The organism is Mycobacterium sp. (genome assembly GCF_965277065.1).
GTDB lineage: Bacteria > Actinomycetota > Actinomycetes > Mycobacteriales > Mycobacteriaceae > Mycobacterium.
In genome coordinates this window covers 339,775-365,037 of sequence record NZ_CBDIBT010000016.1, presented here as the reverse complement: position 1 = coordinate 365,037, position 25,263 = coordinate 339,775, and the positions used below count along the sequence as shown (strand labels likewise).

General features: G+C 67.6%; 29 protein-coding genes. 11 read left to right on the top strand and 18 right to left on the bottom strand.

Annotated elements, in window-relative coordinates; all coding sequences use genetic code 11:
- The first annotated feature begins 2 nt into the window (after positions 1–2).
- Together ACQY5A_RS07545 and ACQY5A_RS07540 are read left to right on the top strand one after the other, a co-directional pair.
- Complete coding sequence (locus ACQY5A_RS07545) at positions 3–1,124, top strand: beta-carotene 15,15'-dioxygenase, Brp/Blh family (protein ID WP_428339753.1); 1,122 nt, start codon at positions 3–5, stop codon at positions 1,122–1,124.
- A gap of 92 nt (positions 1,125–1,216) precedes the next feature.
- A complete protein-coding gene (locus ACQY5A_RS07540; RefSeq protein ID WP_428339752.1) occupies positions 1,217–2,221 on the top strand; it encodes a PHP domain-containing protein in 1,005 nt (334 codons plus the stop codon).
- A 67-nt stretch (positions 2,222–2,288) separates the two neighbouring features.
- Here ACQY5A_RS07540 and dinB read toward each other — a convergent pair whose 3' ends face one another.
- A complete protein-coding gene (dinB, locus tag ACQY5A_RS07535; RefSeq protein ID WP_428339751.1) occupies positions 2,289–3,506 on the bottom strand; it encodes a DNA polymerase IV in 1,218 nt (405 codons plus the stop codon).
- Between the two features lie 27 nt (positions 3,507–3,533).
- Entirely contained in the window at positions 3,534–4,172 is a 639-nt protein-coding gene (locus ACQY5A_RS07530; protein WP_428339750.1) for a TetR/AcrR family transcriptional regulator, read from the bottom strand.
- Between the two features lie 76 nt (positions 4,173–4,248).
- Between ACQY5A_RS07530 and ACQY5A_RS07525 the strand changes: the two genes are divergently transcribed.
- Entirely contained in the window at positions 4,249–5,718 is a 1,470-nt protein-coding gene (locus tag ACQY5A_RS07525) for a flavin-containing monooxygenase (RefSeq protein WP_428339749.1), read from the top strand.
- Here the strand turns inward: ACQY5A_RS07525 and rraA are convergent.
- The 9 genes from rraA to ACQY5A_RS07480 all read right to left on the bottom strand — a co-directional run bounded on the left by rraA (position 5,715) and on the right by ACQY5A_RS07480 (position 11,406).
- Complete coding sequence (gene rraA / locus ACQY5A_RS07520) at positions 5,715–6,206, bottom strand: ribonuclease E activity regulator RraA (RefSeq protein WP_428339748.1); 492 nt, start codon at positions 6,204–6,206, stop codon at positions 5,715–5,717. The genes ACQY5A_RS07525 and rraA overlap by 4 nt on opposite strands.
- A gap of 19 nt (positions 6,207–6,225) precedes the next feature.
- Positions 6,226–6,780, bottom strand: a complete 555-nt coding sequence (locus ACQY5A_RS07515) for a nucleoid-structuring protein H-NS (RefSeq protein WP_428339747.1) — start codon at positions 6,778–6,780, stop codon at positions 6,226–6,228.
- A gap of 106 nt (positions 6,781–6,886) precedes the next feature.
- Complete coding sequence (locus tag ACQY5A_RS07510; protein WP_428339746.1) at positions 6,887–7,402, bottom strand: copper resistance CopC family protein; 516 nt, start codon at positions 7,400–7,402, stop codon at positions 6,887–6,889.
- Positions 7,399–8,082, bottom strand: a complete 684-nt coding sequence (locus ACQY5A_RS07505) for a YcnI family protein (protein ID WP_428339745.1) — start codon at positions 8,080–8,082, stop codon at positions 7,399–7,401. Before ACQY5A_RS07505 ends, ACQY5A_RS07510 begins: the two co-directional genes overlap by 4 nt.
- 35 nt (positions 8,083–8,117) lie before the next feature.
- Entirely contained in the window at positions 8,118–8,774 is a 657-nt protein-coding gene (locus ACQY5A_RS07500; RefSeq protein ID WP_428339744.1) for a DUF6474 family protein, read from the bottom strand.
- Positions 8,775–8,868: 94 nt separating this feature from the next.
- Positions 8,869–9,267, bottom strand: coding sequence for a helix-turn-helix domain-containing protein (locus ACQY5A_RS07495; RefSeq protein WP_428339743.1), 399 nt, complete (start codon positions 9,265–9,267; stop codon positions 8,869–8,871).
- Between the two features lie 468 nt (positions 9,268–9,735).
- Positions 9,736–10,269: a peptidase gene (locus ACQY5A_RS07490; RefSeq protein ID WP_428339742.1), complete on the bottom strand. Its 534-nt coding sequence runs from the start codon at positions 10,267–10,269 to the stop codon at positions 9,736–9,738.
- Positions 10,270–10,471: 202 nt separating this feature from the next.
- Positions 10,472–11,095 (bottom strand): superoxide dismutase, encoded by a 624-nt coding sequence (locus ACQY5A_RS07485; RefSeq protein ID WP_428339741.1) that lies wholly within the window; start codon positions 11,093–11,095, stop codon positions 10,472–10,474.
- 152 nt (positions 11,096–11,247) lie between these two features.
- On the bottom strand, positions 11,248–11,406 hold the full coding sequence (locus ACQY5A_RS07480) for a hypothetical protein (protein ID WP_428339740.1): 159 nt from the start codon (positions 11,404–11,406) through the stop codon (positions 11,248–11,250).
- Positions 11,407–11,887: 481 nt separating this feature from the next.
- Between ACQY5A_RS07480 and ACQY5A_RS07475 the strand changes: the two genes are divergently transcribed.
- From ACQY5A_RS07475 to ACQY5A_RS07465, 3 genes are all read left to right on the top strand, one after another.
- Complete coding sequence (locus ACQY5A_RS07475; protein WP_428339739.1) at positions 11,888–12,232, top strand: rhodanese-like domain-containing protein; 345 nt, start codon at positions 11,888–11,890, stop codon at positions 12,230–12,232.
- Positions 12,233–12,494: 262 nt separating this feature from the next.
- A complete protein-coding gene (locus tag ACQY5A_RS07470) occupies positions 12,495–13,619 on the top strand; it encodes a DUF4328 domain-containing protein (protein WP_428339738.1) in 1,125 nt (374 codons plus the stop codon).
- 4 nt (positions 13,620–13,623) lie between these two features.
- Positions 13,624–14,448 (top strand): glycerophosphodiester phosphodiesterase, encoded by an 825-nt coding sequence (locus ACQY5A_RS07465; protein ID WP_428339737.1) that lies wholly within the window; start codon positions 13,624–13,626, stop codon positions 14,446–14,448.
- A 21-nt stretch (positions 14,449–14,469) separates the two neighbouring features.
- Here ACQY5A_RS07465 and ACQY5A_RS07460 read toward each other — a convergent pair whose 3' ends face one another.
- The 3 genes from ACQY5A_RS07460 to ACQY5A_RS07450 are packed head-to-tail and all read right to left on the bottom strand — an operon-like array spanning position 14,470 to position 17,215.
- Positions 14,470–15,609 carry an LCP family protein gene (locus tag ACQY5A_RS07460; protein WP_428339736.1) on the bottom strand — a complete coding sequence of 380 codons (1,140 nt, stop codon included), beginning with the start codon at positions 15,607–15,609 and terminating at the stop codon, positions 14,470–14,472.
- Between the two features lies 1 nt (position 15,610).
- Positions 15,611–16,378, bottom strand: a complete 768-nt coding sequence (locus tag ACQY5A_RS07455; protein WP_428339940.1) for a CPBP family intramembrane glutamic endopeptidase — start codon at positions 16,376–16,378, stop codon at positions 15,611–15,613.
- A gap of 33 nt (positions 16,379–16,411) precedes the next feature.
- Positions 16,412–17,215 (bottom strand): DUF2470 domain-containing protein, encoded by an 804-nt coding sequence (locus tag ACQY5A_RS07450; RefSeq protein WP_428339735.1) that lies wholly within the window; start codon positions 17,213–17,215, stop codon positions 16,412–16,414.
- Positions 17,216–17,303: 88 nt separating this feature from the next.
- Between ACQY5A_RS07450 and pheA the strand changes: the two genes are divergently transcribed.
- Together pheA and ACQY5A_RS07440 are read left to right on the top strand one after the other, a co-directional pair.
- Complete coding sequence (gene pheA, locus ACQY5A_RS07445; RefSeq protein WP_428339734.1) at positions 17,304–18,230, top strand: prephenate dehydratase; 927 nt, start codon at positions 17,304–17,306, stop codon at positions 18,228–18,230.
- Positions 18,227–18,904, top strand: a complete 678-nt coding sequence (locus tag ACQY5A_RS07440) for a histidine phosphatase family protein (protein WP_428339733.1) — start codon at positions 18,227–18,229, stop codon at positions 18,902–18,904. The genes pheA and ACQY5A_RS07440 overlap by 4 nt, the downstream gene beginning before the upstream one ends.
- Position 18,905: 1 nt before the next feature.
- Here ACQY5A_RS07440 and ACQY5A_RS07435 read toward each other — a convergent pair whose 3' ends face one another.
- From ACQY5A_RS07435 to ACQY5A_RS07425, 3 genes are read right to left on the bottom strand one after another with little or no spacing between them, the layout of a single operon-like run.
- The gene (locus tag ACQY5A_RS07435) at positions 18,906–19,106 is read right to left on the bottom strand and encodes a hypothetical protein (protein WP_428339732.1); all 201 of its coding nucleotides are present in this window, start codon (positions 19,104–19,106) and stop codon (positions 18,906–18,908) included.
- Positions 19,107–19,166: 60 nt separating this feature from the next.
- The gene (locus ACQY5A_RS07430; RefSeq protein WP_428339731.1) at positions 19,167–19,517 is read right to left on the bottom strand and encodes a metallopeptidase family protein; all 351 of its coding nucleotides are present in this window, start codon (positions 19,515–19,517) and stop codon (positions 19,167–19,169) included.
- A 4-nt stretch (positions 19,518–19,521) separates the two neighbouring features.
- Entirely contained in the window at positions 19,522–20,913 is a 1,392-nt protein-coding gene (locus ACQY5A_RS07425; protein WP_428339730.1) for a septum formation family protein, read from the bottom strand.
- Between the two features lie 98 nt (positions 20,914–21,011).
- On the opposite strand from ACQY5A_RS07425, the gene serS reads away from it, so the two are divergent.
- The 3 genes from serS (at position 21,012) to ACQY5A_RS07410 (ending at position 24,723) form a co-directional block, all read left to right on the top strand.
- The gene (serS, locus tag ACQY5A_RS07420) at positions 21,012–22,271 is read left to right on the top strand and encodes a serine--tRNA ligase (protein WP_428339729.1); all 1,260 of its coding nucleotides are present in this window, start codon (positions 21,012–21,014) and stop codon (positions 22,269–22,271) included.
- The gene (gene purT, locus ACQY5A_RS07415) at positions 22,271–23,470 is read left to right on the top strand and encodes a formate-dependent phosphoribosylglycinamide formyltransferase (RefSeq protein WP_428339728.1); all 1,200 of its coding nucleotides are present in this window, start codon (positions 22,271–22,273) and stop codon (positions 23,468–23,470) included. Before serS ends, purT begins: the two co-directional genes overlap by 1 nt.
- Before the next feature lie 119 nt (positions 23,471–23,589).
- Positions 23,590–24,723, top strand: a complete 1,134-nt coding sequence (locus tag ACQY5A_RS07410; RefSeq protein WP_428339727.1) for a diguanylate cyclase domain-containing protein — start codon at positions 23,590–23,592, stop codon at positions 24,721–24,723.
- On the opposite strand, the gene ACQY5A_RS07405 is transcribed toward ACQY5A_RS07410, so the two are convergent.
- Positions 24,724–25,218, bottom strand: a complete 495-nt coding sequence (locus ACQY5A_RS07405) for a DUF2834 domain-containing protein (RefSeq protein ID WP_428339726.1) — start codon at positions 25,216–25,218, stop codon at positions 24,724–24,726.
- Between the last annotated feature and the right edge of the window lie 45 nt (positions 25,219–25,263).

Sequence of the window (25,263 nt, the reverse complement as noted above, 5' to 3'; positions counted from 1 at the left end):
GCATGGTGGTACGGGGCGCCGCGTCCGTCCCCGGGGGAGTAAGCCCGACGGACGGTGGTCTGTGGGCGCCGCCGGCCCGGCCGTCCGTCATTCGGCGGTTGGCGGTCGGGCCGGGAACCGTTTCGGTCGCTGGTGGTCCGTTGGGAATCGCTGCGAGGTGGTCGCGCCTGCTGATCATCGCCGCGGTGCTGCTGAGCACTGGACAGTTTGGGCTGCCCACCGTAACGGCCCCGGTCGTGCTGGTGGTGGCCGGGCTGGGCCTGGTGGCCGGCATCCCGCACGGTGCCGCCGACCACGTGATCGCCACGCAACTTGCCGCTGGCAGACCGATGCCGCTGGTCGTCGCCGCGTACGCCGGGGCGGCCGCGGCGGCTTGGGCGCTGCTGCAGTGGGGTGGTGCGGTTGCTTTGCTGGGTGTGGTGGCCCTGAGCGCGCTGCACTTCGGCCTCGGCGAACTCGAGGTGTCCCACCAGCTCACCGGGTGGCAGCCCTCCCGCGTGGTGGCGGTTTCGCTTGTGGTCGCCGGCTCGGGGGCGCTGATCCTGCCTCTTGCTCGTGCTGGCGATCAGCTCACCGCGGTGGCGACGGCCGTCTCGCCAGCTCTGGCGCAATTGATCGGCGGGCCTACGGTACAGATCGGTCTCGTGGTGACGTGGCTCGTCGCGGCGCTGGTCGCAGTGATCGCGTCGCTCTGGTCGGGTCATCCCACGGTCGCACTCGACGTCGTGCTCCTCGGTGCGCTAGGCATCCTCGTGCCACCGTTACTCGCTTTCGCCCTGTGGTTCGGTGGCTGGCACGCCCTGCGCCATGATGCGCGGATCTTGACCGTCGAGCCCGGCTGCGCCGCGCTGGTCACCACCGGCCGACAACGGGCGGCGGTCCTGCGACTGATCCGACTCGCCGCCGTGCCATCGATTGCGGCATTGACAGCAGTTGCCGCACTCGCCTGGCTCACGGTGACGGCATCTGACCCCACCGCAGTCGTGGCGGAGGTTCTACGCCTTCTGCTCGCCCTCACGGTGCCGCATATGCTAGTCGTGCTGTGGGTCGACCGAACCGCTCGCCAGGACTCGACAATGATCAGCCAGCGCGGTCAACCCGCTTCATCGCGAATGGCTGGATAACTCTGGCGGATAAGTCCCCACTCCCACTAGCTACTCCGTTTCGCCGAGTTCGTCGCCGGACAGTTCGTCTAGCCGGCGGGCACACTGGGACGATGGACCCGGTAGCCGCTCTGCGCCAGATCGCCTACTTCAAAGACCGCGCGCGGGACGATTCCCGGCGGGTGATGGCGTACCGCAACGCCGCCGACATCGTCGAGAGCCTGGACGAAGCGGAGCGTGAGCGACACGGCCAGGCCAACAGCTGGCAGTCGCTGCCTGGCATCGGACCGAAAACCGCCAAGGTGATCGCGCAGGCCTGGTCCGGCCGCGAGCCGGACGCGCTCGTCGAATTACGTTCGGCAGCAACTGATCTCGGCGGCGGTGAGATCCGCGCCGCGTTGCGCGGCGACCTGCACCTGCACTCTAATTGGTCGGACGGCTCGGCGAACATCGACGAGATGATGGCCACCGCTCAAGCGCTGGGGCATGAGTACTGCGCGTTGACCGACCATTCGCCACGTCTGACGATCGCCAACGGACTCTCCCCGGAGCGCCTGCGTAAGCAGCTCGACGTCATCGACGGGTTACGAGATCGGTTCTCGCCCATGCGCATTCTGACCGGCATCGAAGTCGACATCCTCGACGACGGCAGCCTCGACCAGGAACCGGAGTTGTTGGAGCGCCTCGACATCGTGGTGGCCAGCGTGCATTCCAAGTTGTCGATGGATTCCGCGGCGATGACCCGCCGGATGGTCCGCGCCGTCAGCAATCCGGACGTCGATGTTCTCGGCCACTGCACCGGACGGCTGGTCGCCGGAAACCGTGGCATCCGCAAGGAGTCGACGTTCGATGCCGAAGCGGTGTTCAGCGGGTGCCTCGAGCACGGCACCGCCGTCGAGATCAATTCGCGGCCCGAGCGCCGCGATCCGCCGACCCGGCTGCTGAACCTGGCGCTGGAGATCGGTTGCGACTTCAGCATCGACACCGACGCACACGCGCCGGGCCAACTCGATTTCCTGGGCTATGGCGCGCAGCGCGCGCTCGACGCCGGTGTCCCCGTCGAGCGCATCGTCAACACCTGGCCGGTGGACAAGCTGCTGGAGTGGACCCACCAGTAACCAGCCAAGTGGCCAGTTATGGCATGGATTTTCCGGGCGCGCAATAAGCCGCCACTCGGCGACAGCGTCAGTCCGGCAGGTGGGGCATTTCCAAGCCGGCGTCACGCCCGACCAGCACGCCGCGGGTCAGCGCCGCCCTGCCGTAGCGGCGGCGCACGCTGTCGACCGCCGCGTCGACGGCTCCGACGTCCGTGGGCTGCCGCCCCGATGTCGTGAAGGGCAGCACCAGTTGCTCGGCGCCGTCGCGGTCGATCCCGGAGACCGCGAACCCCACCAGCGTCAGCCCCCGTTCGGCGATCAGCGGTGCGGCGGCCGCGACCAGCTGCCGGGCGGCGCCGAGCAGGGCCTGCGTTGAGCACGTCGCCCACGGCAGGGTTTGCGAGCGGGTGGCCCGGCCAAAGTCGTTGAAACGCAACCGCAATGTGACGGTCCGGCCGGTTCGCCCGGCCGCGCGCATCCGGCCGGAGATCCGATCGATCAACCCGATCACCACCGCGTCGACCTCGGCTGCCGACATGCTGTTGCCCGCGCGGCCCAGCGCCCGCTGCGCCCCCACCGACCGCCGGCGAACCCCCGTCGTCACCCGACGGCGATCGATGTTGTGCGACAAGGCATACAGCTGCCGGCCCATCGCGCCACCGACCATCGACGCCAGCATGGACTCGCTGAGCTCGGCGACATCGGCGACCGTCTCGATGCCGTGCACCCGCAGCTTGTCGGCCGTCACCGCCCCGACACCCCACAACCGGCGCACCGGCAGCGGATGCAGGAACGCCAGTTCACGGCCGGGCGGAACCAGCAGCAGCCCATCAGGTTTGGCCTCTTGGCTGGCCACCTTCGCGAGGAACTTGGTGCGCGCGATGCCAACCGTGATCGGCAGCCCGACCCGGTCGCGGACCTCGATGCGCAGTTTGGCCCCGATCTGCACCGGGGTCCCCGAGACCCGCCTCAAGCCGCCGACGTCCAGAAACGCCTCGTCCACCGAGATGGCCTCCACCAGCGGAGAGGTGTCGCGGAAAACCTCGAACACCGCGTCGCTGGCCTGGCTGTAGGCCGACATCCTCGGCGGAACCACCACAGCCTGGGGGCACAGCCGCCGGGCCTGGGCGCCGCCCATCGCGGTCCGCACGCCGAAAGCCTTGGCCTCGTAGCTGGCTGCGAGCACCACGCCGCCGCCGACGATCACCGGCCGGCCACGCAGCCCCGGGTCGTCGCGTTGTTCGACGGAGGCATAGAACGAGTCGAGGTCCGCGTGCAGGATTTCGGCGTCACTCGACACGAACACATGTTCGCATCAATCACCGACTAGTGGCTAGACCTGTTCGCCGTAGATGCTGGTCACCCAGATGTGGACCAGCGTCTCGAGCAGCCGCTCCTTGGGCACCGACGGGCTGTCGCCGGCGAAGGAGCTCAGCATCATCTTCTCGTTCAGCAGGTTCAGCGCCGCCGAGAGTTCGCCGGCCGGCAGGGTCACCGGCGCCGCGCCGCGGGCTCGCTCGGTCTCGATCACCGTAGTGATATGGCCGACCCACTTCTGCATGAACCGCGACCAGAGTTCGCGAAGGTCCTTATTGGCGCGGGCGGAATCGGCAGCCAGTGAGACGGCGCGGTGCGAGCCGAATGTTTCGACGAAGACGTCGATGCCGATGCGCCACAGTGCTTTCAGATCGCCCGTCAGATCGGCGACCATGCCCTCCAGCGCGGAGTCGGCTTCGGTGACCACCTGCTCGAACAAGGTGAGCAGCACTGCGTCCTTGGACGGGAAATAAAAGTAGAACGTCGGGCGGGAGATCCCGGCGCCTTTGGCCAGTTCATCAACCGAGATGTCGGCGAGCGGGCGCTGCTCGAGCAGATGTTCGGCGGTGGTCAGGATGGCTAGCTCGCGGTCGTCGCCGGACGGGCGCGCGGAGCGGCGGCCTCTTGGAGCACGGCTGAAGCTGACGGTCGCCACCTGCGTTACTTTACACGATGTCGAGTATTCCGACGCGATGTTGACGCACTCAACACAGTGTTGATAGCGTATCGCCATGACTGAACATCTCGACGTTGTGATCGTCGGCGCCGGCATCTCCGGCATCAGCGCGGCCTGGCACCTGCAGGACCGCTGTCCGTCCAAGAGCTACGCGGTGCTCGAGCGCCGTGACGACCTCGGCGGTACCTGGGACCTGTTCAAATATCCCGGGATTCGGTCCGACTCGGACATGTTCACCCTCGGGTTCCGGTTCAAGCCGTGGGAATCGTCGACCTCTATTGCCGACGGCGCCTCAATCAAGGCGTACATCAGGGAAGCCGCGACGGAGAACGGCATCGACAAGAACATCCGCTACCGCCACAAGGTGCTCGGCGCGGAATGGTCGGACGCCGACGAACGCTGGACGCTGACCGTCGACAACGACGGCCAACAGCAGGAATTGACGTGCTCGTTCCTGTTCGCCTGCAGTGGTTACTACAACTACGACGAGGGCTACCTGCCGAAATTCGAGGGCTACGACGACTTCGGAGGCACCACCATTCATCCGCAGCACTGGCCGGAGGATCTCGACTACGCCGGCAAGAAGATCGTGGTGATCGGATCGGGCGCCACCGCGATCACGCTGATCCCTTCGCTGGTGAAGTCGGGCGCCGGTCACGTGACGATGCTGCAACGCACACCGTCCTACATCGGATCGCTACCCCTGAGCGACCCGTTCGCCGAGCAGGCCATCAGGTGGCTGCCGACCAAGGTCGCGCACGCCGCGAACCGGTGGAAGTGGATCGCGTTCAGCACCGTCCAGTACCAGTTCTCCCGCAAGTTCCCGCGCCAGATGCGTAAGACCCTGTTGACCATGGCCAAGCGGCGGCTGCCGAAGGACTACGACGTCGAGAAGCACTTCGGCCCGAGCTACAACCCGTGGGACCAGCGACTGTGCCTGGCGCCCAACGGCGACCTGTTCAAGACCATCCGCAAGGGCCAGGCCGACGTCGTCACCGACACCATCGACCGGTTCACCAAGACCGGGATCAAGCTCGGCTCCGGTGCGGAGTTGGACGCCGACATCATCATCACCGCAACGGGTTTGAACCTGCAGCTGTTCGGTGGTGCCGAGATCCGGCGCAACGGCGCGCCGATTGAGCTCAACCAGCTGATGGCTTACAAGGGCATGATGTTGACCGACATGCCGAACATGGCGTTCACCATCGGCTACACCAACGCGTCGTGGACGCTGAAAGCCGACCTGGTGTCCGAGTTCGTCTGCCGCGTCATCAATTACATGGACGAGAACCACTACGCGACCGTGGTGCCGCAACACCCGGGCAACTCGGTGGATGAGCGTCCGCTGATGGATTTCACTCCCGGATACGTGCTGCGGGCACTCGACTATCTGCCCAAGGGCGGATCAGTACCGCCGTGGTGTCTCAAGCAGAACTACTTCTTGGACTTGCAGCTGATCCGGCGCGGAAAAGTCGATGACGAGGCCCTGAGCTTCGCCAAAAAGCCTGCGGCCCTGGCAGTTTAGTTCGGGTCGGCCGCAGCGACGATGACGATCCCGTCCTCGTCGCTGTAGGCGATGTCGCCGGGGATGAATTCGACCCCGCCGAGGCTGACCGTGACGTCGCGGGTGCCTGCGCCGGTCTTGCTGCTCTTACGCGGGTTGGTGCCCAGCGCCTTGATGCCGAGCTCGATGGCACACAGCGCGGCGGAGTCGCGTACCGCGCCGTTGACGATCACGCCGGCCCAGCCGTTGTGGCGCGCCAGGTCGGCGATCAGGTCGCCGACGAGCGCGGTGTGCAGCGAACCACCCCCATCGATCACCAGCACGCCGCCGTGGCCGGGCTCTGACAGCACCGACTTCAGCAGGGCGTTGTCCTGGTGGCAGCGCACCGTGCTGATCGGACCGGCGAACTCGGTATGCGCGCCGAACTGGCGGAACTGGACGTCGCAGCTACGGACCTCGGGCCCGATGTCGTCGACAAGGTCGGCGGTCGGTCGGAATGTCAGAGTCACCGGGTCAGACCAATCATCGTCACTCGTCTTGATGGCGGAGGTGGCGTACCAGTAGCACCGCCAGGATGCTGATCGCGATTGCCACCGCAAACGGCACCGGGGACCGGCCGGACGACGCCGGGGCGGGCTGCGCGGGGAGCGGGTTGCGGGCCGCATCGACAGTCGACTTCGCATGTGCCGCGGCGTCTTTGGCGGCGGCGGCGAGTTGCCCGTTGGAATCCGGCACTCCCGGGGCGATCTTCCTGGCAGCAGCCTTTTTCACCGGCGCCTTTTTCCCGGGTGCCTTCTCGGCGGAAGCCTTCTTCGCTGGTGCCTTGACGGCGGGTGCCTTTTTCGCCACCGCCTTCTTGACGGCGCCCTTCTTCGCCGCCTTCGCCGGCGCGGCCTTCTTGGCGGGAGCCTTCTTCGCCGGACCGTGTTTTGCCGGCGTGTCCGCCGCTTCGGTGACTGGGGGCGCCGGCACGACCTCCGCCGGCGGCGGTGGATCTGGCGGCCCAGTCAAGGGTGGCTCCGTCAGGGGTGCTTCAGGCGCGGGGTCGGGCGTTTCGTGCGGTCGATCCTGCGGGTGTGCCATCCGGGGAGCTCCTTTGGCGTTTCTCGTCGCGTGCACCGGCGCGGTGGAGTCGAATCCATCATGCCAGGGCAGCGGCGTTGGGTTGGCCGTCGTCGGTTGTGGCTGGTCAGGGTTTGTTTCGAATCGCCCACAGCGCTCCGCCGCCGACCATGATGACGGCGCCCAGCACGAAGGGCCAGATCGGCAGGTCGTCGGGCGAGTCGCCGGATGCTTGCGCCGCCGGGCCGGGTGTTCCAGTGCCCTGCGCCGTCAGCCGAAACGCCCACGACCCGGCCACCACGTGCCCGTCGGCCGACGTCACCCGGTAGTTGACCGTGTAGTCACCGACCGGCCCCAGCGGACGCACGCCGACGCTGACGACCGTTCCGCGCACCTGCGGGTCGCCGACCGCCCACAGGTTGCCATCGGGGCCGACCACCGTCATCGCCGCAAACGTGGTCTGCAGGTCTTCGTTGAACGTCGCGCTGACTCGGGCCGGACCGGTGCTGACCGCGGCGTGGTCCGCCGGATCGACCGCCACCCGGGCCGCGTGGGCGCTGGCCGCACCCGCGGTCAGCGTTGTCGCGAAGGCGCCCGCTGCCAGCAGCAGCGCCGCCACGACGAGGTGTGCCCGACGGGTCACGGCCGCCGCACGATCAGCGCGAGACCCACGCCGAGCGCGCCGACCAGCAGCGCGGCGCCGGCCAGGATTCGGCTGGTGTTGTCGACCACCTTGTGCGGCTGCTGCGCAGCCGGGGTGCCGGCGGGCGCGGCGGTGGCGGTCGGCACCGGGTGATGGGTGGGATTGGGCGTGGAGCCCGCGGTCAGAGCCAGCGTCGGCGCGGGATGCTCCGGCTCGGGGCTTTCGGGCGGGGACGGCTGATCCCACTTCACCACCACGCCGTCGGCGTAGGTCTGGGTCGTCGGGAAGCTGACCGAGTCGGCGTCGGGAAGCTTCAACGCGATCCGGAACACATCGAACTGGTCGACCTGGATCCCGCCGTCGGGCGCCGCGGTCCACGTCACCGACCGGACCTTGTCGCCGTCGCGGTCGATCTTGGCGGCCCACCCGGGTTTGACTTCGGTCCGCACCGCCGATACATCGGGCAACTCGATGGTCAGCGCCGCGGTGGCCGCGCCCGTGGTCGACTCGTTGGGGACTTGGAAGCTGATCGTCGCGTAACCGCCGCGGGTGGCGTCGTCGCTGCTGGCCTGAACGTGTGCTGACGCCGCGCCGATCGCGGCGACCGGGCCGAGGTAGAGCATTCCGGCCGCCGCGGTTCCGATCAGGCTGCGTCGAATGATCCTGCGCGAAGAGGGCATCGGGGTAGCAGCTCCTGTCTGGAGAGGGCCGGGTATCAGGTCAATCCGAGCCGAGCCATCAGGTCGGCGTCGATTTCGTCGAGCTGGCTGGAGATCGCGGTGTGCGCGCCGCGACGTCGCGCGGAGGGCATGTTCTCCGCTGCGGTGACGGCGGCGGCCAGGTCGGCGAGCCGCTCGGAGATGGCCGCAACGAACTGCCTGGTCTCGGCGTCCTTGGGCTTGTTGTTCTGCACGGTCCGCAGCGACTGCTCCGCACCGGCGACACGGGCCGACAACCGGCCGCCGCTGCCGGAAAACTGACCGATCTGGGCTAGGGGCACCCCGAGCTGGTCGGCGCGGCGCTGGTCGATCAGCCCGCGCGCCGCGATTGCGACGCGGTAGGCCACCGGCACGATAATCGGAGCGAGCAGCCGAGACACCGTCAGCAACCGGCGAATCCGGGTCGGCGACAGCAGAGCGCCTTCGCGCACAGCCTTCAGGTTGGCCTCAGCGACCTTCAGGGCGGTCTGGTCGGTGTTGCGCTGCGCCTTCAACTTCTCGCGCAGCGCCTTCGTCTCGGCCCGATGTTCGGCCTTGAAGCGGCGAACCTCATTCTTGGCCGACAGCTTGGCCTCGAGCTTGGCCTTGGCCTTGATCGCGCGAGCTTCGGCACGACGGGTCGCGCGGGTTTTTCGCTTGCCGAACAGGCCCATTCGCGCGTTACCTCCCCGGAATCTCGTCGACTGGCGCCGCGCCTGCGCGGCCTCGCTCGGCCAACCCTAACCGTGCCGGTTGGGACGATCGCCGTCAGGCGTCCAGGTGCTCCTTCCGGCGAAGCTCGTCGACGCGGTGCACGACATCCTCCCGCGCTTCCGCGGACAGCTCGCTGGCGCCCATCGCGATGCGGCGAACTCCTTCGTCACGCATGACCAGGAGCCACGACAGCTCCTTCTCGAGCTTCTCGTAGTACTCGTCGTCGGTGAAGTAGGCGGGTTTGATCCGGAAGAAGTTGGCCAGCGCGGCCATGGTGGTAAGTGACGGGTTGGTGCGGTTGCCAGAACGTAGCTGCGATAAATACGGAGCCGACATCGTCACTCCCTCCGCCTTGAGCGCCGCGATGACTTCAGCCGAGGTGTGCGGACCTCGTCCGGGCGGATAAACCGAGTCGAACAGGCGGTTCAGGCGGGCGGAAAACGTCGTGCTCATCGATATGACCTCCACCGGGTTGGTAGATCCGAAGACTTCTTCAAAGTATTTGCTGATTATCGTAACCAGAGTTAACGCCGCAACCAAGTGTGAAACCTACCGATAATTGACGCTCGCGGTATTTATGGGGATGAAGCGGGGAATTTGCGGCAAGCCCAGGGCGCTGTCCAGGGTATACACAGGACATTCTAAGGAAAATGTGTGAGGTTTCATCGCTTCGGGGACTAGTGGCTTGTAGCTGGCAGCAGGCCGGTGCGCCCATGGCTATTTGCCTGATGGCCTGCCACGGTACAAACCGCATTTGCTGTCGAACGTTCTTTGAGTCGGCTGCCAGCCCGTTTCGGGCGCTGTCACGAACTAGTTATTAGGCATCTGCTGGACAAGGCGTCCGGAAAGCCGGTCGATGCGGCCGGTGGCTCAGAAAACCTGGCCGTAGCGGGCTTCGCCAGGCCCCGGCCGCCGGATTGCCTACGCGGCAAGCAGCATTGCCAAGATTGCTGTGTCGGGGTGGCTGATTGGGTCGACGCCGACTCGGCTGACCATTGATGTGATCGTGCCGTCGGCTTCCGCCTCGACCCAGGCTGCCCGATGTTCGAGCCCCAGGTAGGGCAGGCCGGGCAGCAACACGCAGCCCGATGCCGCGCCATTGCATTCCGGCAGCGACGGTGTGGTCTCCGACGGCGGGTGCAGCATCAGCAGCGCAGGTGGCTGGTGGTCGGCGAAATAGCCTGGCGGAACCGCGGATTCACCGACCACCGGACCTTCGGCCAGCACCAGGCCGACCGTGCCCGGCGCCGGGGTGTCGGGCAACTCCTCGCGGACACCGAATACCGTTGTGGTGCGCAGCAATCCGGGTAGCGATGCGACCCGGACTGCGACCATCAGCAACTGCGCCCACTCTTTGGTCGAGTCCGGCCATCGGCCGGAAATCACGAAGCCTTTCAGGGCACCACGAGAATGGAACGGAGCCACCTCGATGGCCCGGCCTGAACCAGTTTCCATTTCGCCCTCCGCCACACTCGATTCGGGTATCCGCGATACGCCGGTGGGTCGATCCGCTCAGCATGCGGCAGCTTGGCAAGGCCCGCAAGCGGACACGAGTGTTGACGCGCGATGAAGTCCACATGAAACACGGCCGAAATAGCGTCCGGGGCGCCACGCATGATGCGCGACGCCCCGAACGGCAGATTGAGTCGGCTGGCAATCAGGCCGAGATCAAACCCTTGGCCTGCGAGGTCGCCGCCGCGTACCGGGTCTGCACCTCTTCCCAGTTGATGACGTTCCAGAACGCCTTCGTGTAGTCGGCTTTGACGTTCTTGTAGTCCAGGTAGAAGGCGTGCTCCCACATGTCGAGCAGCAGGATCGGGACCACGCCCAGCGGGAAGTTGGTCTGGTGGTCGTAGACCTGGAAGGTCAACAACCGGTCGCCGAGGCTGTCGTACGCCAGGACCGCCCAGCCGGAACCCTGGATGCCGTTGGCCACGGCGCTGAACTGAGCGCGGAACTTGTCGAATGAACCAAACGCGTCGTCGATCGCGGCAGCCAGATCTCCGGTGGGCTTGTCACCACCGTTGGGCGACAAGATCTTCCACCACACCACGTGGTTGACGTGGCCGGCCAGGTTGAAGGCCAAGTTCTTCTCGTTCAGCAGGATCGACGAGTGGTCGTCTTTGGACCGTGCCTCTTCGAGTTTCGCAACCGCGTCGTTGGCGCCCTTGACGTAGGTGGCGTGGTGCTTGTCGTGGTGAAGCTCGTTGATCGCACCCGAGATGTGGGGCTCCAAAGCTCCGTAGTCCCAGTCCAAATCGGGCAAGGTGTAATCAGACACGAGGTTCCTTCCTGGTGATGACCATTTCAGATGTAACTCTTACGCTCCACTCGCAGGCTGTTCGCGACGCGGGTCCGTCACAAGTAACCCTGCTGCAAAGCCGCGCGCGCCGCAAGGACGAGTGCGCTGCGGGAGTACCCCGTGAGTTTGGTTCAGAACCAGACGATGACGGCGAGGACCGCCAGCAAAACCAAGGCGATGAGACCGGCGCGTAGGCCGGCAAGCAAGTAGGAGCGATTGCACGTCGCCGACGTCGTGTACCAATGCGTCGACGATTGCGCCGACTGCGGTCCAATTGGCTGCGTCGTCATCGAATGGCTCCGGCCTGCCTGTCCAATTACTCCCCCAGTGAGATGAGTCACAAAACAACTCGGTGATCGCGATCATAACCCCTTCTGTACCGCCTGAGAAATTGAGTCGATGGCGGCGGGCTGACCAGCGCATTGTTGCTGGGGATATTTTTTTCGCGTGCCAAAAAGGAGTGGTGGGCGGACGCCGGCATGGCAGCGACACGCAAGCGTTCACTGTGACATCTCCCATAAGAGGGACGCCTACGGACACGGTGAGCTTGGCTAAGAATTCGCTGAGGCCCGCGACGGGCTGTCGATCACGAACCGGTTACAGCCGATTGTTATCCACAGCCGATCGGATGACGCGGGCGCGAGAACGTGCGGCAACGCTCGACTGCCGTCCACCGCAGCTTGTGGATAAACCTGTGGAAACTGTGGATACCCGGTTTTAGCTGGACCCGGATCGTCGCGCCGTTTCCGCGTGCGTGCCAAGATCGACACCGTGAGTTCAGAACCGTCGATCGCGCACACCCCCGTCGCCAATCTGCCCGCCGACTTCGGACCGTCGGCAGTGTTGCTGGATGTGCGCGAGGACGATGAATGGCAGCGCGGCCACGCCGCGGCGGCGCAGCACATCCCGATGGGTGAGGTGCCGGGCCGCCTGGGCGAGATCGACCGGTCGGCCACCCTGTACGTCATCTGTAAGGCGGGCGGCCGTTCGGCGAAGGTGGCCGAGTTCCTGGCCCGCGACGGCTTTGATCCCATCAACGTCGACGGCGGCATGTTGGCTTGGGCGGCAGCCGGACGTCCGGTAGTGGCCGCCGACGGCAGCACCGGAAGCGTCTGAGCCGCCCGCACTGCCGCTGCCGGAGTGCCCGATCCCGTTAGGCTTAACAAATGATCCGCGGCGGTGACGATGCCATGCGCAGCAGCGGGGAGGAGCGGCGCCAATGATCCGCGGCGGCGACGATGCAGAGCGGGGCGATGAGGAGGAGCGGCGCCAATGATCCGCGGCGGCGACGATGCCATGCGCAGCAGCGGGGAGGAGCGGCGCCAATGATCCGCGGCGGCGACGATGCAGAGCGGGGCGATGAGGAGGAGCGGCGCCAATGATCCAAGTGTGCTCCCAATGCGGCACACGCTGGAATGTCCGCGACAAGCAACGTTCCTGGTGTCCGCGCTGTAACGGCACGCTGTTGGCCCCGGCGGCCGCCGAGCCGTCCCCGCCGACAAGCCCCAACGGCGGCTGGGGCGCCGCCCCGCGCAACGCCCCGCGGCTGCCACCTGGTTACCGATGGATCGCCGTCCGGCCCGGCCCGCCCCCGCCACCGCGTCGCCGTCGCCGCCCACTCGGGCCGACCCCGCGGTACCCGGTGATTCCGCGCTGGGGCCTGCAGGATCGCGTCGAGCAGGACAGCGGGTCCGGACGCGACCCGCGGCAGGCGCCGCCCGCCGATCGGATCCGGACCTCCTTCTTCGTGTCTGCGGTGGCGCTGGGTGCTGCCGCGCTGGTGCATCTGCTGCGATACCTGCTCCTGGTGATCAACCGCAATACCCTGCTGAACTGGGTGGTCGCGGACGCGGCGGCGCTGCTCAGCGTATTGGCGAGCCTGGCCGCGATCGCGGCGGTGAGCACCTCGGCCTACCTGGTGACGCGCTGGTTGATCGCACGTCGCGCCGCGGCTTTCGAACATGTCGGGCGGTCGGATTCCCGATCGCGGCGTGCGCTGTGGATCGGAACGCTGCTCCCGCCGACGGCCGCGGTGGTGTTGGCCATCACTTTCGCCGTGGTCGCGGTGACGACCGAGCACTCGGCCAGCTGGGCCTTGATGGCGGCGTGCGTGACGTTCAGCTGTCTGCCGCTGCTGGGATCCGTCTGGGCGCTGGTCTACGTGATCGAGCTGGCCAAGACCGAAGACCACTACACCCAGTTCCGGTCGGTCATCTGGGGTTGGTGGCTGATGTGGCTGATCAGCAGCGTGGTCTCGGTGTTCGCGTCGACCACCAGCGGGGCGGCGGACGCCCAGGGCATCGCCAACAACACCGTGGCGATGATCGTCGCCTACCTGATCGCGCTGGCGTCGTTGCTGGTGACGGCGAAGCTCTTCGAGGGATTCGAGCGCAAACCCGTCGAGCGGCCGGCCCACCGCTGGGTGGTGGTCCGTGATGACGAAGTTCCCGCGACGGAATCTGCTGCATCGGTTGAGTTGCCGAGTGAAGTACCGGCAGCATAGGGAGATGACGTACGCCGAGGAAGCGGTCTCTCGGCATCCGTTCGTCGTTGCCCACCGCGGGGCTTCGGCGGCGCGCCCGGAACACACCCTGGCCGCCTACGATCTGGCGCTGCGCGAAGGCGCGGACGGCGTGGAATGCGACGTCCGGCTCACCCGTGACGGGCACCTGGTCTGCGTGCACGACCGCAAACTCGACCGGACGTCCACCGGCGCCGGCCTGGTCAGCATGATGACGCTGGCCCAGCTTCGCGAGCTGGAATTCGGTTCCTGGCATGGCAGTTGGCGCCCGGACGGCACTCACGGCGACACCGGTCTGCTGACCCTCGACGCGCTGATCTCGCTGGTGCTGGACTGGAAGCGGCCGGTGAAGATTTTCGTAGAAACCAAGCACCCGGTCCGCTACGGGGCGCTCGTCGAGAGCAAAGTGCTCGCGCTGCTGCACCGCTTCGGTATTGCCTCGCCGGCGTCGGCCGACCGGTCCCGTGCGGTGGTGATGTCGTTCTCCGCGGCGGCGCTGTGGCGGGTCCGGCGGGCGGCACCGCTGCTGCCTACGGTGCTGCTCGGCCACAGCCATCGATACCTGGCCAGCCGGGCGGCCAGCACGATCGGGGCTACCGCCGTCGGGCCGTCGATCGCCACCCTGCGGGAGCACCCCGAGCTCGTCGACCAGGCCGCCGCGCAGGGCCGAGCGCTGTACTGCTGGACGCCCGACGACTACGACGACGTCCGCTTCTGCCGAGATGTGGGAGTGGCGTGGCTGGCCACCAACCACCCCGGCCGCGTCAAGGCCTGGCTGGAAGACGGCCTGACCGGCGCCGACCCGCACTAGCGCCCGGCGACGACGGCTGGCTCAAGGCTGTTCGCCGCGCACGCTTGACGGCACCGGCTGGTCGGCGGCCAGCGCGTCGAACAGCGCAGCGGCCTTCTCGTGATCCCACACCACCACCGAGCCGGAGCTGGTGCTGCTGAATTCGCCGATCGGCACGGTCAACTCGATGGTCGAGCCCTGCAGCGACCAGGCCAGCCGGGCCAGGTCCCAGACGTGGTCGCCGTGATCGACCGTCAGTGCGCCGACCACCGCGTGCGGCACCGAGTACCAGCGCCACGGGTTGAGCCACACGGCCGGGCTCACCGCCCGATGCAACAGCGACGACATGAACTGCCGTTGGTCAACCATCCGATCCAGGTCTGCTCGCGGGGTGGCCCGGCTGCGGACGTAGCCGAGGGCGTCGCGGCCGGCCAACTCCTGGCATCCGGCGGGCAGATTGATGCCGGCCAGCGGGTCGTCAATCGGGGACTTCGGGCAGACCGTCACCCCGCCCAGTCCGTCGACCAGGCCGGCGAACCCGGTGAAGCCGATCTCGGCGTAGTGGTCGATCCGAAGCCCGGTCGCCTGCTCCACCGTCTCCGCCAGCAGCCGGGCGCCACCCATCGCGAACGCCGCGTTGATCTTGTCGCGGCCGTAGCCAGGGATCGGGACGTAGGAGTCGCGGGGAATGGACACCATCGTCGTCGGGGCGCTCGAGGTGAACGCGGGCACGTGCACCACCAGGATGGTGTCGGTCCGGCCGTTGCCGGTGTCGCCGCCGGTGGCCAGCGCCTCCTGCTGTTCGGTGGTCAGGCCCTGGCGGCTGTCGGAGCCGACCAGCAACCAGGTGCTGCCGGATCCGGCGGCCGGCCGGTCCGGGTAATCCGTCAGCACGCTTTGGCGGTGCAGCGCCGTCTCCAGCCACAGCGCCCCGCCTAGCATCGCGGCGCAGCCCAGCAGCACGGCGATCACCAGGCTCAGCGAAATGACTTGCAGCCGTGCCTTTTTGCGCCGTGGCGGCGTGCCCTTCCGTGGCGGCGTGCCCTCACGAGGGGGCGTGCCCTGAGGCGTCGCGCCCTGACGCGGCGACGCGCCTTGACGCGGACCGCGACGGTTCGGCGCGGTCGGCCGCGGGGGTGGTGTGCCCGGCGGCGGGGGCCGGCGGCGACGGATCTCGGTCATGTCAGTGCAGCCATCGCAGATGCCCGGCCAGTAGGGCGTAGCCGACGAAAGCCACGGTGTCGATCAGCCCGTGCGCGATCACCAAAGGCCACAGCCGGTTGCTTCGCTGCCAGGCGTACCCGAACACCAGCCCCATCACCAGGTTGCCCAGCCCGGAGCCGAAGCCTTGGTAGAGGTGATATCCGCCGCGCAGCAGGCTCGACCACCCCAGCGCCGCGCGCGGCCCGACCCCCAACTGGCCTAACCGCGTGAGCAGATATCCGACCACGATGACTTCTTCGGCCCAGCCGTCGGCGAAGGCGGTCAGGATCAGCATCGGAACCCGCCACCAGGTGTCACCAAGGCCGGATGGAATGACCGAGGCGTTGACGTGCAGGGCCCGTGCGAGGAGATACAGCGCCAGCCCCGGCAGCCCGATCAGGGTGGCCAGTCCCACGCCGCCGAGCAGGTCGGGACGCCACCGGAAACGAGCCAGCCCAATATCGCCAGGCGACAATCCGGTGCGCCACAACAGGTATAGGCCGAGCGCGCCCCAGGCCAGCAGCTGCAGGACGACCGACGCGTTGAGCCCGAGGTCGATCACGTCGAAGTAGGACCGCTTCGGGTTGAGCGGGATTCGCTGCGCGCTCAGATCGCGCAGCACCGAATCCGCGAGCTGCAGCGCCGCGGTGACGGCGCTGAGGCCGAACGTCACGCTGAGCACGATCACCAGCTCGATGCTCAGCGGCCGGCGTTCGGTCCGATCGTCGGAGTCACTGCGGGGCGCAATCACCCCGCCACGGTAACCGGCAGCGGCCGGCGGTCAGTCCTGCCGCGCGCGCAGGCCGTTCACGAACGGGCAGCCCAGCAGCACCCGGATGGCCTTACCCAGCCCGACGACGTCGTCGACCGGCGTATGGAACGGCAGCCTGACGTCGCGGTCGCCCTCGGCGCTTTCCACCCGCAGCCGCATGCCGTAGCGGTCGATACCGAGCGGGCGGACATCCCCGCGTCGCAACCGCGCCGGCAGCCGCGAGGCCAACCGCGCGACCACGTCGCGGTGGGCGGTGTCGAGGTGGCGGATCCAGCAGGATTCGAACGCGCAGAATGGATCCGGCTGGGCGGCCAGCAACGACGCCGAGTCGACGGCCTCGGCGCCGGTGGCGTCGGTAACCACCACCGACTCGATCTCCAACCGCGCCAGCAGGTACTGGGTGTCACCGTCCGCCACGGGCCCGGATGCCGGAGTCTGCACCTGCAGCAGTGCGGGGTGCGGGTGCTCGGCCGCAATCAGGTCGAGCATCTCGCACACTTCCGACGGCGGCACCGGGTGCAGCCGGCCGCGGATCCACACCAGCGAGCGGACCGGTTCGCGCAGTGGCAGGGGCGCATAGTCGGCCAGCTCCAGCACGGTCTGAGCGCCCGAGGCTCCGCCGTCGCTCAGCTGTTCGGCGACGGCGCCGCCGGCCGGGACACCGACTGCGAAGGAACCGTCGGCGAGCAAGTGATGCAGCGGGGTGGTGAGCGGCTCGGCGCTGTCTACTGCGAGCAGCGCACCGCCGGCGCGGACGCAGGTGCTGCGAATCCGCTCGGCAGTCGTCGGCGCCAAGCAGTGGGCGAGTGTCATCGTTGACCGTCCTAACAAGTGAGGTAAGCCTTACTTAACTAAAGACGATCGAGGAGCGCAAGACCTACGACCCGATAGGGTTTTGGACGTGGCCAGCATCGCGTATCTCGGTCCGGCGGGGACCTTCACCGAAGCGGCGCTCTTGCAGATGACCGGAGCCGGCCTGGTTCCGGAGGCTGCGGCGGGCGCCTGGCAGCCGTTGCCGGTCGATAGCACGATCGCCGCGCTCGATGCGGTGCGCGACGGTAAAGCCGAATTCGCCTGTGTGCCCATCGAGAACTCGATCGACGGTTCGATCATGCCGACGCTGGACAGCCTGGCGATCGGGACGCCGCTGCAGATCTTCGCGGAGCTGACGCTGGACGTGGCCTTCAGCATCGCCGTCCAGCCCGGACGTAGGGCTGCCGACGTCCGCACGCTGGCCGCCTTTCCGGTGGCCGCCGCGCAGGTGCGGCAGTGGCTGGCCGCGAATCTGCCCGCCGCGGAGCTACGTCCGGCCATCTCCAACGCCGACGCGGCGCAACAGGTCGCCGACGGACTGGTCGACGCCGCGGTCAGTTCCCCGCTGGCCGTCGCCCACCGGAACCTGTCGACGCTGGCCGACGGCGTGGTCGACGAAGCCAACGCACGCACCCGTTTCGTGCTGGCCGGCCGGCCCGGCGCGCCGCCCCCCCGAACCGGGGCCGACCGCACGTCGGTGGTGCTGCGGATCGCCAACGAGCCGAGCGCGCTGGTCTCGGCGCTCACCGAGTTCGGCATCCGGGGTATCGATCTCACTCGCATCGAATCCCGGCCTACCCGAACCGAATTGGGCACCTACGTGTTCTTCCTGGATTGCGTCGGCCACATCGACGACGATGCCGTCGCCGAGGCACTCACAGCGCTGCACCGGCGTTGTACCGATGTGCGCTACTTGGGTTCCTGGCCGACAGGAGACATCGCGGGGTCACCGCCCCCGCAATCGGACGACGCCGCGCGCTGGCTGACCGGCCTGCGCGAAGGGTCCGGCCGATGAGCGGTCGACTGGTGTTGGTGCGGCATGGACAGTCCGTCGCCAACGTCGACAAGCGGCTCGACACCCGGCCGCCGGGTGCGGATCTGACGGACTTGGGCCGCGAGCAGGCGCGCGCCTTCGCCCGCGCCGCCACCTCGGTGCCCGGTCTGCTGCTGCATTCGGTGGCCACCCGCGCCGCGCAGACGGCGGCGGAGATCAGTACCGAACTCGACGTGCCCGCCCGGGAAGTGGTCGGTATCCACGAGGTCCAGGTCGGCGACCTGGAGAACCGCAACGACCAAGACGCGGTCGACGCGTTCGACGCCACCTACCGGCGCTGGCTGCACGGCGAGCGCGATGTGTCGATGCCCGGCGGGGAAAGCGCCAACGACGTGCTCGAGCGCTACCTGCCCGTGCTGGACGAATTGCGGGATCGCTACCTCGACGACGAGAACTGGACCAGCGACATCGTCGTCGTCAGCCACGGGGCGGCGATCCGGCTGACCGGCGCCCTGCTGGGCGACGTCGACAGCGAGTTCGCGCTCGAGCACCACCTCGCCAATACCGAGGCGGTGGTGCTGCTGCCCGCGGCAGACGAGGGCTGGAGTTGTGCGCAATGGGGCACCCACACGCCCCCGTTCGAATTGACGCCGGACGAGGTTGCGGCCGAATCGATCTCGGACCCGATGGGCTGAGCTAGATCGCGATCCCGGCCGACGCGTCGGTGTTCGCGCAGTCGCACCCGACCGCGTCGCAGTCGAGCACAAACGCGTGGAGTGTCAGTTCCGGGCTGCTGCAGCCCTCGTCGGTGCACTCCGATCGATGCAGCCGATGGCGAATCAAGGCGCCGTGACAGTGCTCCAACCCTGCCAGGCATTCGCGGCAGCGGGTGTTCATCTGGCAGTCATAGCACCGACGGACGACGAATCGGTGGTGCCGCGCCGAGCTGATCGCCGGTTACGCCCAACCCAGTTCGTGCAGCCGCTCGTCGTCAATGCCGAAATGATGGGCGATCTCGTGTATCACGGTGACTTTGACTTCTTCGACGACCTGCTCGTCGTCGTCGCAGATCTCCAGCAGCGCGTCCCGGTAGATCGTGATGGTGTCCGGTAGCGACCCGGCGTAGTGCGAGTCGCGTTCGGTCAAGGCCACACCCTCGTACAGCCCGAGCAGCTCGTCGTCGTCGGGGTGCCGGCCGTCGACCAGGACCACCACGTTGTCCATCACCGCCGCCAGCTTCGGCGGGATCAGATCGAGCGCATCGGAGACCAGTTCGTCGAACCGTTGCGGATCCATCCGAACGGCCACCCGACTACTGCCCCGGCGGCGGAGCGGGTTCCGCGGCGGGTGCCGGTGGCGCGAACGGGTTCTGCGGTGGCTCGGGCGCCGGAGCCGGGGCTTCGGGAGCGGGTGCCGGCGCGGGCGCCTGTGGTGCGGGAGCAGGTTGGCCCGGCAGATGCTGGTTGCCCTGTCGCTGGCTGCTGGACCCTCCCGATGAACCACTCGAGCCCGACGATCCACTGGAGCCCGACGATCCGCTGGAGCCCGACGAGCCGCTTGACCCGGTCGACGAGGCGCCGGTGTCCGGAGTGGTCGGAATCGGGGGGAGGTGGAGCCGCTCCTGCGGGATGTCCGGTGGCGGGACAGGAGCTTGACCGTTGATCTTCAACGGACCCTTGGCGCTGTTGATCAACGTGGCCCAGCCACCGTTGCCCAACGTCGCCCCGATGCTGCAGGCCACCTGACGGCTGCCGGCCGACCAGCTCGGCAACGACAGCGTGCTGTAGATCAGCGTGAGAGTGGTGCTGCGCAGCTGCACCGGCGCGAGGTAGGCGTCCGTCAGCTTCGTGCAGGAGTCTTTGATGAAGCCGTCTTGCTCGGGTTCGGGAGGCAATCCCTCGGGGAAACGGGCGAGCAGGTTGACCGTGCCGGTGACCTCCATCGCGTGCGGCGCGGTGCAGTCGACCGGGATGTCGGTGGGCTGGTTGGTGGACGGGTCGATGCCCAGGCAGGAGCCGTCCGGCCAGACCTTGGACTGGTCGGCGTCGGCGACCTTGCCCTTGTAGGCGACCTGCTGGTTGCCCGCGCCCGGCAGCTGCAGCCCGCACAGCATCCGGCGCTCGCCGAACTGCCGCCAGGCTTTGTCGCCCGACCACAACATGCTGATGACGAACTTGCTGTTTGGGTCGAACTTGGCGCCGAGGTAGCGGCGCACCGCCGATTCGCACTGCTCCTGGCTGATCTGCTCGATGCGGGTGGCCGTCGGCGGCGGGGCGGATGGGCCGTACTCCGAGCCGGGGAAGGTGCGCATGTCTATGGACTCGGAGACCTCGAAGCGGTGCTCGTCTTTGCAGTCGACGATGTTGGCGGCCTCGGGCATCCGGTCTGGCCACATCAGGCAGTTCCCGCTGTTAGCACGGTTGAACGCGTCATTGCCCTTGGCGCCGGTGGGAGGCACCGGGTCGATGTAGCCGGCCAGCCGCCCCGGGCCGCCGCCGATCGGCAGCGCGGTGACCAGGCCGGCGATCAGCAGACCGCCCAGCGCGGTCAGCAGCAGCGCCCGCCTGGTCGCCGAGGCCTGCAGCGTCCCATTCAGCGCGGTCATCCGCGCGACGCGCGGCAGCCGGCGCCCGGGAACGGGCGGCACCGACGCCTCAGAGACGCCGGCGGCGTCACGCTCGTCGAGCTCGGATTCAGGCCACATTGCACCCATTCTGACAGGCGAACTCGGGAAGGTGACGGCTGTTACAGAAGTGAAATGGTTTGCCGGTGATTGAGGCCCACCGCGTAGGGTTCTAGCCCGTGATCGACCTGAAGTTGCTCCGGGACAATCCCGACGCCGTGCGTGGGTCGCAGCAGAAGCGGGGCGAGGACCCGCAGCTGGTCGACACGCTATTGACCGCCGACAGTGTGCGCCGGTCTGCGATCGCGAGCGCCGACTCGCTGCGCGCCGATCAGAAGGCAGCCAGCAAGAAGGTCGGCGACGCATCGCCCGACGAGCGGCCCGCACTGCTGCGGCGGGCCAAGGAAATGGCCGAGCAGGTGAAGTCGGCCGAAATCCGGCAGGCCGAGGCCGAGGCGACGTTCACCGCCGCGCACATGGCGATCTCGAACGTGATCATCGACGGCGTCCCGGCCGGCGGGGAGGACAACTACGCCGTCCTCGACGTCGTCGGCGAACTGCCCGTGATCGTCGACCCCAAGGACCACCTCGAAATCGGTGAGAACCTTGGTCTGATCGACATGGAACGCGGCGCCAAGGTGTCCGGCTCGCGGTTCTACTTCCTGACCGGCCAGGGCGCGCTGCTGCAGCTGGGTCTGCTGCAGATGGCGATCCGGCTGGCCGCCGACAACGGGTTCGTGCCGATCATCCCGCCGGTGCTGGTGCGACCCGAGGTGATGTCCGGGACCGGATTCCTCGGCGCCCACGCCGACGAGATCTATCGCGTCGAGGCCGACGACCTCTACTTGGTCGGGACCTCAGAGGTACCGCTGGCCGGCTACCACTCGGGCGAGATCCTCGACCTGTCCGACGGGCCGCTGCGTTACGCCGGCTGGTCGTCGTGCTTTCGCCGCGAAGCCGGCAGCTACGGCAAAGACACCCAAGGGATCATCCGGGTGCATCAGTTCGACAAGGTCGAGGCGTTCGTCTACTGCAACCCCGCCGACGCCGAGGCCGAGCACGAGCGGCTGCTGGGCTGGCAGCGCGAGATGCTGGCCCGCATCGAGGTGCCGTATCGGGTCATCGACGTCGCGGCCGGCGATCTCGGCTCGTCGGCGGCCCGCAAGTTCGACTGCGAGGCGTGGGTGCCCACCCAACAGGCCTATCGGGAGCTCACCTCGACGTCGAACTGCACCACGTTCCAAGCCCGACGACTGGCCACCCGGTACCGCGACCCTTCCGGTAAACCGCAGACCGCGGCCACACTCAACGGCACGCTGGCCACCACCCGCTGGCTGGTCGCCATTCTGGAGAACCACCAGCAGCCCGACGGCAGCGTGCGGGTTCCGGCCGCGCTGGTGCCCTTCGTCGGCACCGAGGTGCTGGAACCGCGTAGCTGATGACGCGCATCGGAACCCCGCTGTCGCCCACCGCGACCAAGGTCATGCTGCTCGGCTCCGGCGAACTCGGCCGCGAGGTCGTGATCGCGCTGGCGCGCCTCGGCGTGGAGACCATCGCCGTCGACCGCTACGACAACGCGCCGGGGCAGCAGGTCGCCCACCACGCTCGGACCGTCACGATGTCGGATCCAGACCAGCTCAAGGCGCTGATCGAGGCCGAACGACCGGATATCGTCGTTCCCGAGATCGAGGCCATCGCCACCGAGGCGCTGCAGGAGCTGGAAGCGGCCGGCGTCGTCCGGGTGATTCCCACCGCACGGGCGGCCCGGCTGACGATGGACCGCGAGGGTATTCGGCGGCTGGCCGCCGAGACCCTCGGCCTGCCCACCAGCCCATACCGATTCTGCGACTCGCAGGCCGAACTGCAGGCGGCCGCCGACGCCATCGGCTACCCCTGCGTCGTCAAACCGGTGATGAGCAGCTCGGGCAAGGGTCAGAGCAAGCTCGACGGACCCGACGGTGTCGAGGCGGCCTGGGCTCATGCGATGGCCGGCGGCCGAGTCAGCCATGACCGCGTCATCATCGAAGGTTTCATCGACTTCGATTACGAGATAACGCTATTGACCGTCCGGGCGCGCGGCGAAGACGGTGAGGTGGCCACTCAGTTCTGTGCGCCGATCGGCCACAAGCAGGTCAGCGGCGACTACGTCGAGAGCTGGCAACCACACCCGATGCCGGCCGCCGCGCTCGACAATGCGCAGCGAATCGCCCGCACCATCACCGAAGAGCTCGGTGGAGAGGGAATTTTCGGGGTCGAGCTCTTCGTCACGAGTGATAAGGCGTGGTTCAGCGAGGTCAGCCCGCGGCCGCACGACACCGGCATGGTCACGATGATCACCCAGTGGCAGAACGAATTCGAGCTGCATGCTCGGGCCATTCTCGGGCTTCCGGTTGACACTACGTGTAAGACCCCAGGCGCCAGCGCGGTGGTCTACGGCGGCGTGGACGCCGAGGGCGTGGTCTTCGACGGCGTGGACGAAGCACTGCGGGTGCCGCGCACCGACCTGCGCCTGTTCGGAAAGCCGGAAAGCTTCGTCAAACGGCGCATGGGTGTCGCTTTGGCCTACGACGAGAACTTGGACACCGCGCGGCGGAACGCGGTCGAGGCGGCGAGTCGGGTCAGGCCGCGCGAAATCTGAGCGCTGGCGTTCGAGGGGTGTTAGCAAAGCTCAGTTGGCGTTTATGTACTGATCTATCATTTTCTGACCGTCGTCCAGAAGGCGGCGGCGCGTGATGTCGCGTCGGAGGTGAGAGCGCGATGGGTTGGCTCGTCCGGTGGTGGCGCCAGGCCGATCACTACGACCGGTTGAGCGCACACCTGCAGGCCCGCGGCATGGCAGGCCTCACGCGCGCCGTCATCTCCTCGATCGCCGGCGGTTTGGCGGTGGTAGCGCTGGCCACCCTGTGGACCCCCGACAGCTCACTCACCGAAGTTTCGCTTGTTTGCACGGTGATTGCCGCCGTCGGGGCCGCGGGCGGCGCGCTGTTGTGGGCGCTGTGCTGGCCAACACGCACTGCGGCCATCCGATTCGTCGTCGCGGCCACGGGAAGCATCGGCCTGATCGCCCTGGCCCAGCGACATCCGGTGTTCGGCTTGTTGACCTGCACTGCATTTGCGGCCACGGCCAGCTACGTGGCGTTGTTCCACACCGCGCCGGTGATGGCGGCGCATTTCGCGGTCGCCAGTACCGTCGGCGCGGTCCAGACATACCGACTTGCCGCGGAGTACAACCTCGCCGCGGGCGTGTCGTCGTATGCGCTGCTTCTGCTGCTGACGCTGGTCGTGCCGTTCGGCGTCCAGGTGGTCGTGCACGTGCTCGGCACCGACGCCGTCCGCGCCGAACGCGACCAGCTGACCGGCCTGTACACCCGCCGGGCCTTCCACCGGCGTGCCAAGGCCCGCCTGGAACAGGGCAGCCGGCAGCAGGCCTACGTCGTCGTCTCCGTGATCGACCTGGACCGCTTCAAGCAGCTCAACGACAGCTACGGGCACAGCACGGGCGACGACGCGTTGGTCTCGGTGGCCCGTGCGCTACGCGACACCACCGACGACAGTGCGGTGATCGGCCGTTCGGGCGGCGAGGAATTCGTCATCGCCGACATCTGGCTCCCCGACGAGGTCAGCCGACGAGCACAGCAACTCTGCGATGAGATCGCCGCGCTGCCGTTCGGCATCACCGCCAGCATCGGCACGGCCGGCATCCACCCCGCGTACCGGACCGGCAATCGCGGCGATCTGCTGATCGAGCTGATCGCGGCCGCCGACGCCGCGATGTACACCGCCAAACGACGCGGCGGCAACCAGGCCGGCCACCACGAGTGGCCACTGCCGCCGCCGCTGGCCAGCTTCGCCGACGACGAAACGGACTACCGCGACGGGATCAGCGCCTAGCTACGCGTTGACCGGCGTTGCGGCGCTTGAGCTCTGGGCATGCCGGTGCTGGCGCTCCATGGTGGCGAAGTAGAAGGCGAACGCGAACGCGAAGCTGGTGAACAGACTCGAGACGAAGTACAGCCACGGCCGCCGCAGTCCACGCCGGTATCCGTCCACAATCGTGAACAGCGGCAGCAGAACCACATTCGCGATCGTGTAGTCCTGGCTCGCCGAGCTGGCCGCCGGGTTGGTGAACATCAGCCGGATGTATTCGGCCCAACTGCCGTGTTGCCCCCAGAGCGGGTTGGTCGAGCCATGCGAATACTCCTGCACGAAGCGGATATTGAAGTACCAGCCCAAGCCGACCGAGGCGATGCCGATCAGGTAGTACAGCCCCTCCAACGGCGAGAAAAGCGCGCCACCGACGGGACGGGAGAAGACCTGGCGGTTGGAAGTGACGATCCAGGTGATCACCGCGAGGCCGAGAATTGCGTGCGTGAGAAGCGAGACCATTGCGGCAGTCTCACCCCGCTCCCGAAGTTTTGTCAATATTGACAT

Excerpts from the sequence above, each read along its gene's own strand:
- ACQY5A_RS07545 (WP_428339753.1), top strand. The coding sequence starts at position 3 with ATGGTGGTACGGGGCGCCGCGTCCGTCCCCGGGGGAGTAAGCCCGACG.
- ACQY5A_RS07540 (WP_428339752.1), top strand. The coding sequence starts at position 1,217 with ATGGACCCGGTAGCCGCTCTGCGCCAGATCGCCTACTTCAAAGACCGC.
- ACQY5A_RS07525 (WP_428339749.1), top strand. The coding sequence starts at position 4,249 with ATGACTGAACATCTCGACGTTGTGATCGTCGGCGCCGGCATCTCCGGC.
- ACQY5A_RS07515 (WP_428339747.1), bottom strand. The coding sequence starts at position 6,780 with ATGGCACACCCGCAGGATCGACCGCACGAAACGCCCGACCCCGCGCCT.
- ACQY5A_RS07505 (WP_428339745.1), bottom strand. The coding sequence starts at position 8,082 with ATGCCCTCTTCGCGCAGGATCATTCGACGCAGCCTGATCGGAACCGCG.
- ACQY5A_RS07500 (WP_428339744.1), bottom strand. The coding sequence starts at position 8,774 with ATGGGCCTGTTCGGCAAGCGAAAAACCCGCGCGACCCGTCGTGCCGAA.
- ACQY5A_RS07495 (WP_428339743.1), bottom strand. The coding sequence starts at position 9,267 with ATGAGCACGACGTTTTCCGCCCGCCTGAACCGCCTGTTCGACTCGGTT.
- ACQY5A_RS07490 (WP_428339742.1), bottom strand. The coding sequence starts at position 10,269 with ATGGAAACTGGTTCAGGCCGGGCCATCGAGGTGGCTCCGTTCCATTCT.
- ACQY5A_RS07480 (WP_428339740.1), bottom strand. The coding sequence starts at position 11,406 with ATGACGACGCAGCCAATTGGACCGCAGTCGGCGCAATCGTCGACGCAT.
- ACQY5A_RS07470 (WP_428339738.1), top strand. The coding sequence starts at position 12,495 with ATGATCCAAGTGTGCTCCCAATGCGGCACACGCTGGAATGTCCGCGAC.
- ACQY5A_RS07465 (WP_428339737.1), top strand. The coding sequence starts at position 13,624 with ATGACGTACGCCGAGGAAGCGGTCTCTCGGCATCCGTTCGTCGTTGCC.
- ACQY5A_RS07460 (WP_428339736.1), bottom strand. The coding sequence starts at position 15,609 with ATGACCGAGATCCGTCGCCGCCGGCCCCCGCCGCCGGGCACACCACCC.
- ACQY5A_RS07450 (WP_428339735.1), bottom strand. The coding sequence starts at position 17,215 with ATGACACTCGCCCACTGCTTGGCGCCGACGACTGCCGAGCGGATTCGC.
- ACQY5A_RS07440 (WP_428339733.1), top strand. The coding sequence starts at position 18,227 with ATGAGCGGTCGACTGGTGTTGGTGCGGCATGGACAGTCCGTCGCCAAC.
- ACQY5A_RS07435 (WP_428339732.1), bottom strand. The coding sequence starts at position 19,106 with ATGAACACCCGCTGCCGCGAATGCCTGGCAGGGTTGGAGCACTGTCAC.
- ACQY5A_RS07425 (WP_428339730.1), bottom strand. The coding sequence starts at position 20,913 with ATGTGGCCTGAATCCGAGCTCGACGAGCGTGACGCCGCCGGCGTCTCT.
- purT (WP_428339728.1), top strand. The coding sequence starts at position 22,271 with ATGACGCGCATCGGAACCCCGCTGTCGCCCACCGCGACCAAGGTCATG.
- ACQY5A_RS07410 (WP_428339727.1), top strand. The coding sequence starts at position 23,590 with ATGGGTTGGCTCGTCCGGTGGTGGCGCCAGGCCGATCACTACGACCGG.
- ACQY5A_RS07405 (WP_428339726.1), bottom strand. The coding sequence starts at position 25,218 with ATGGTCTCGCTTCTCACGCACGCAATTCTCGGCCTCGCGGTGATCACC.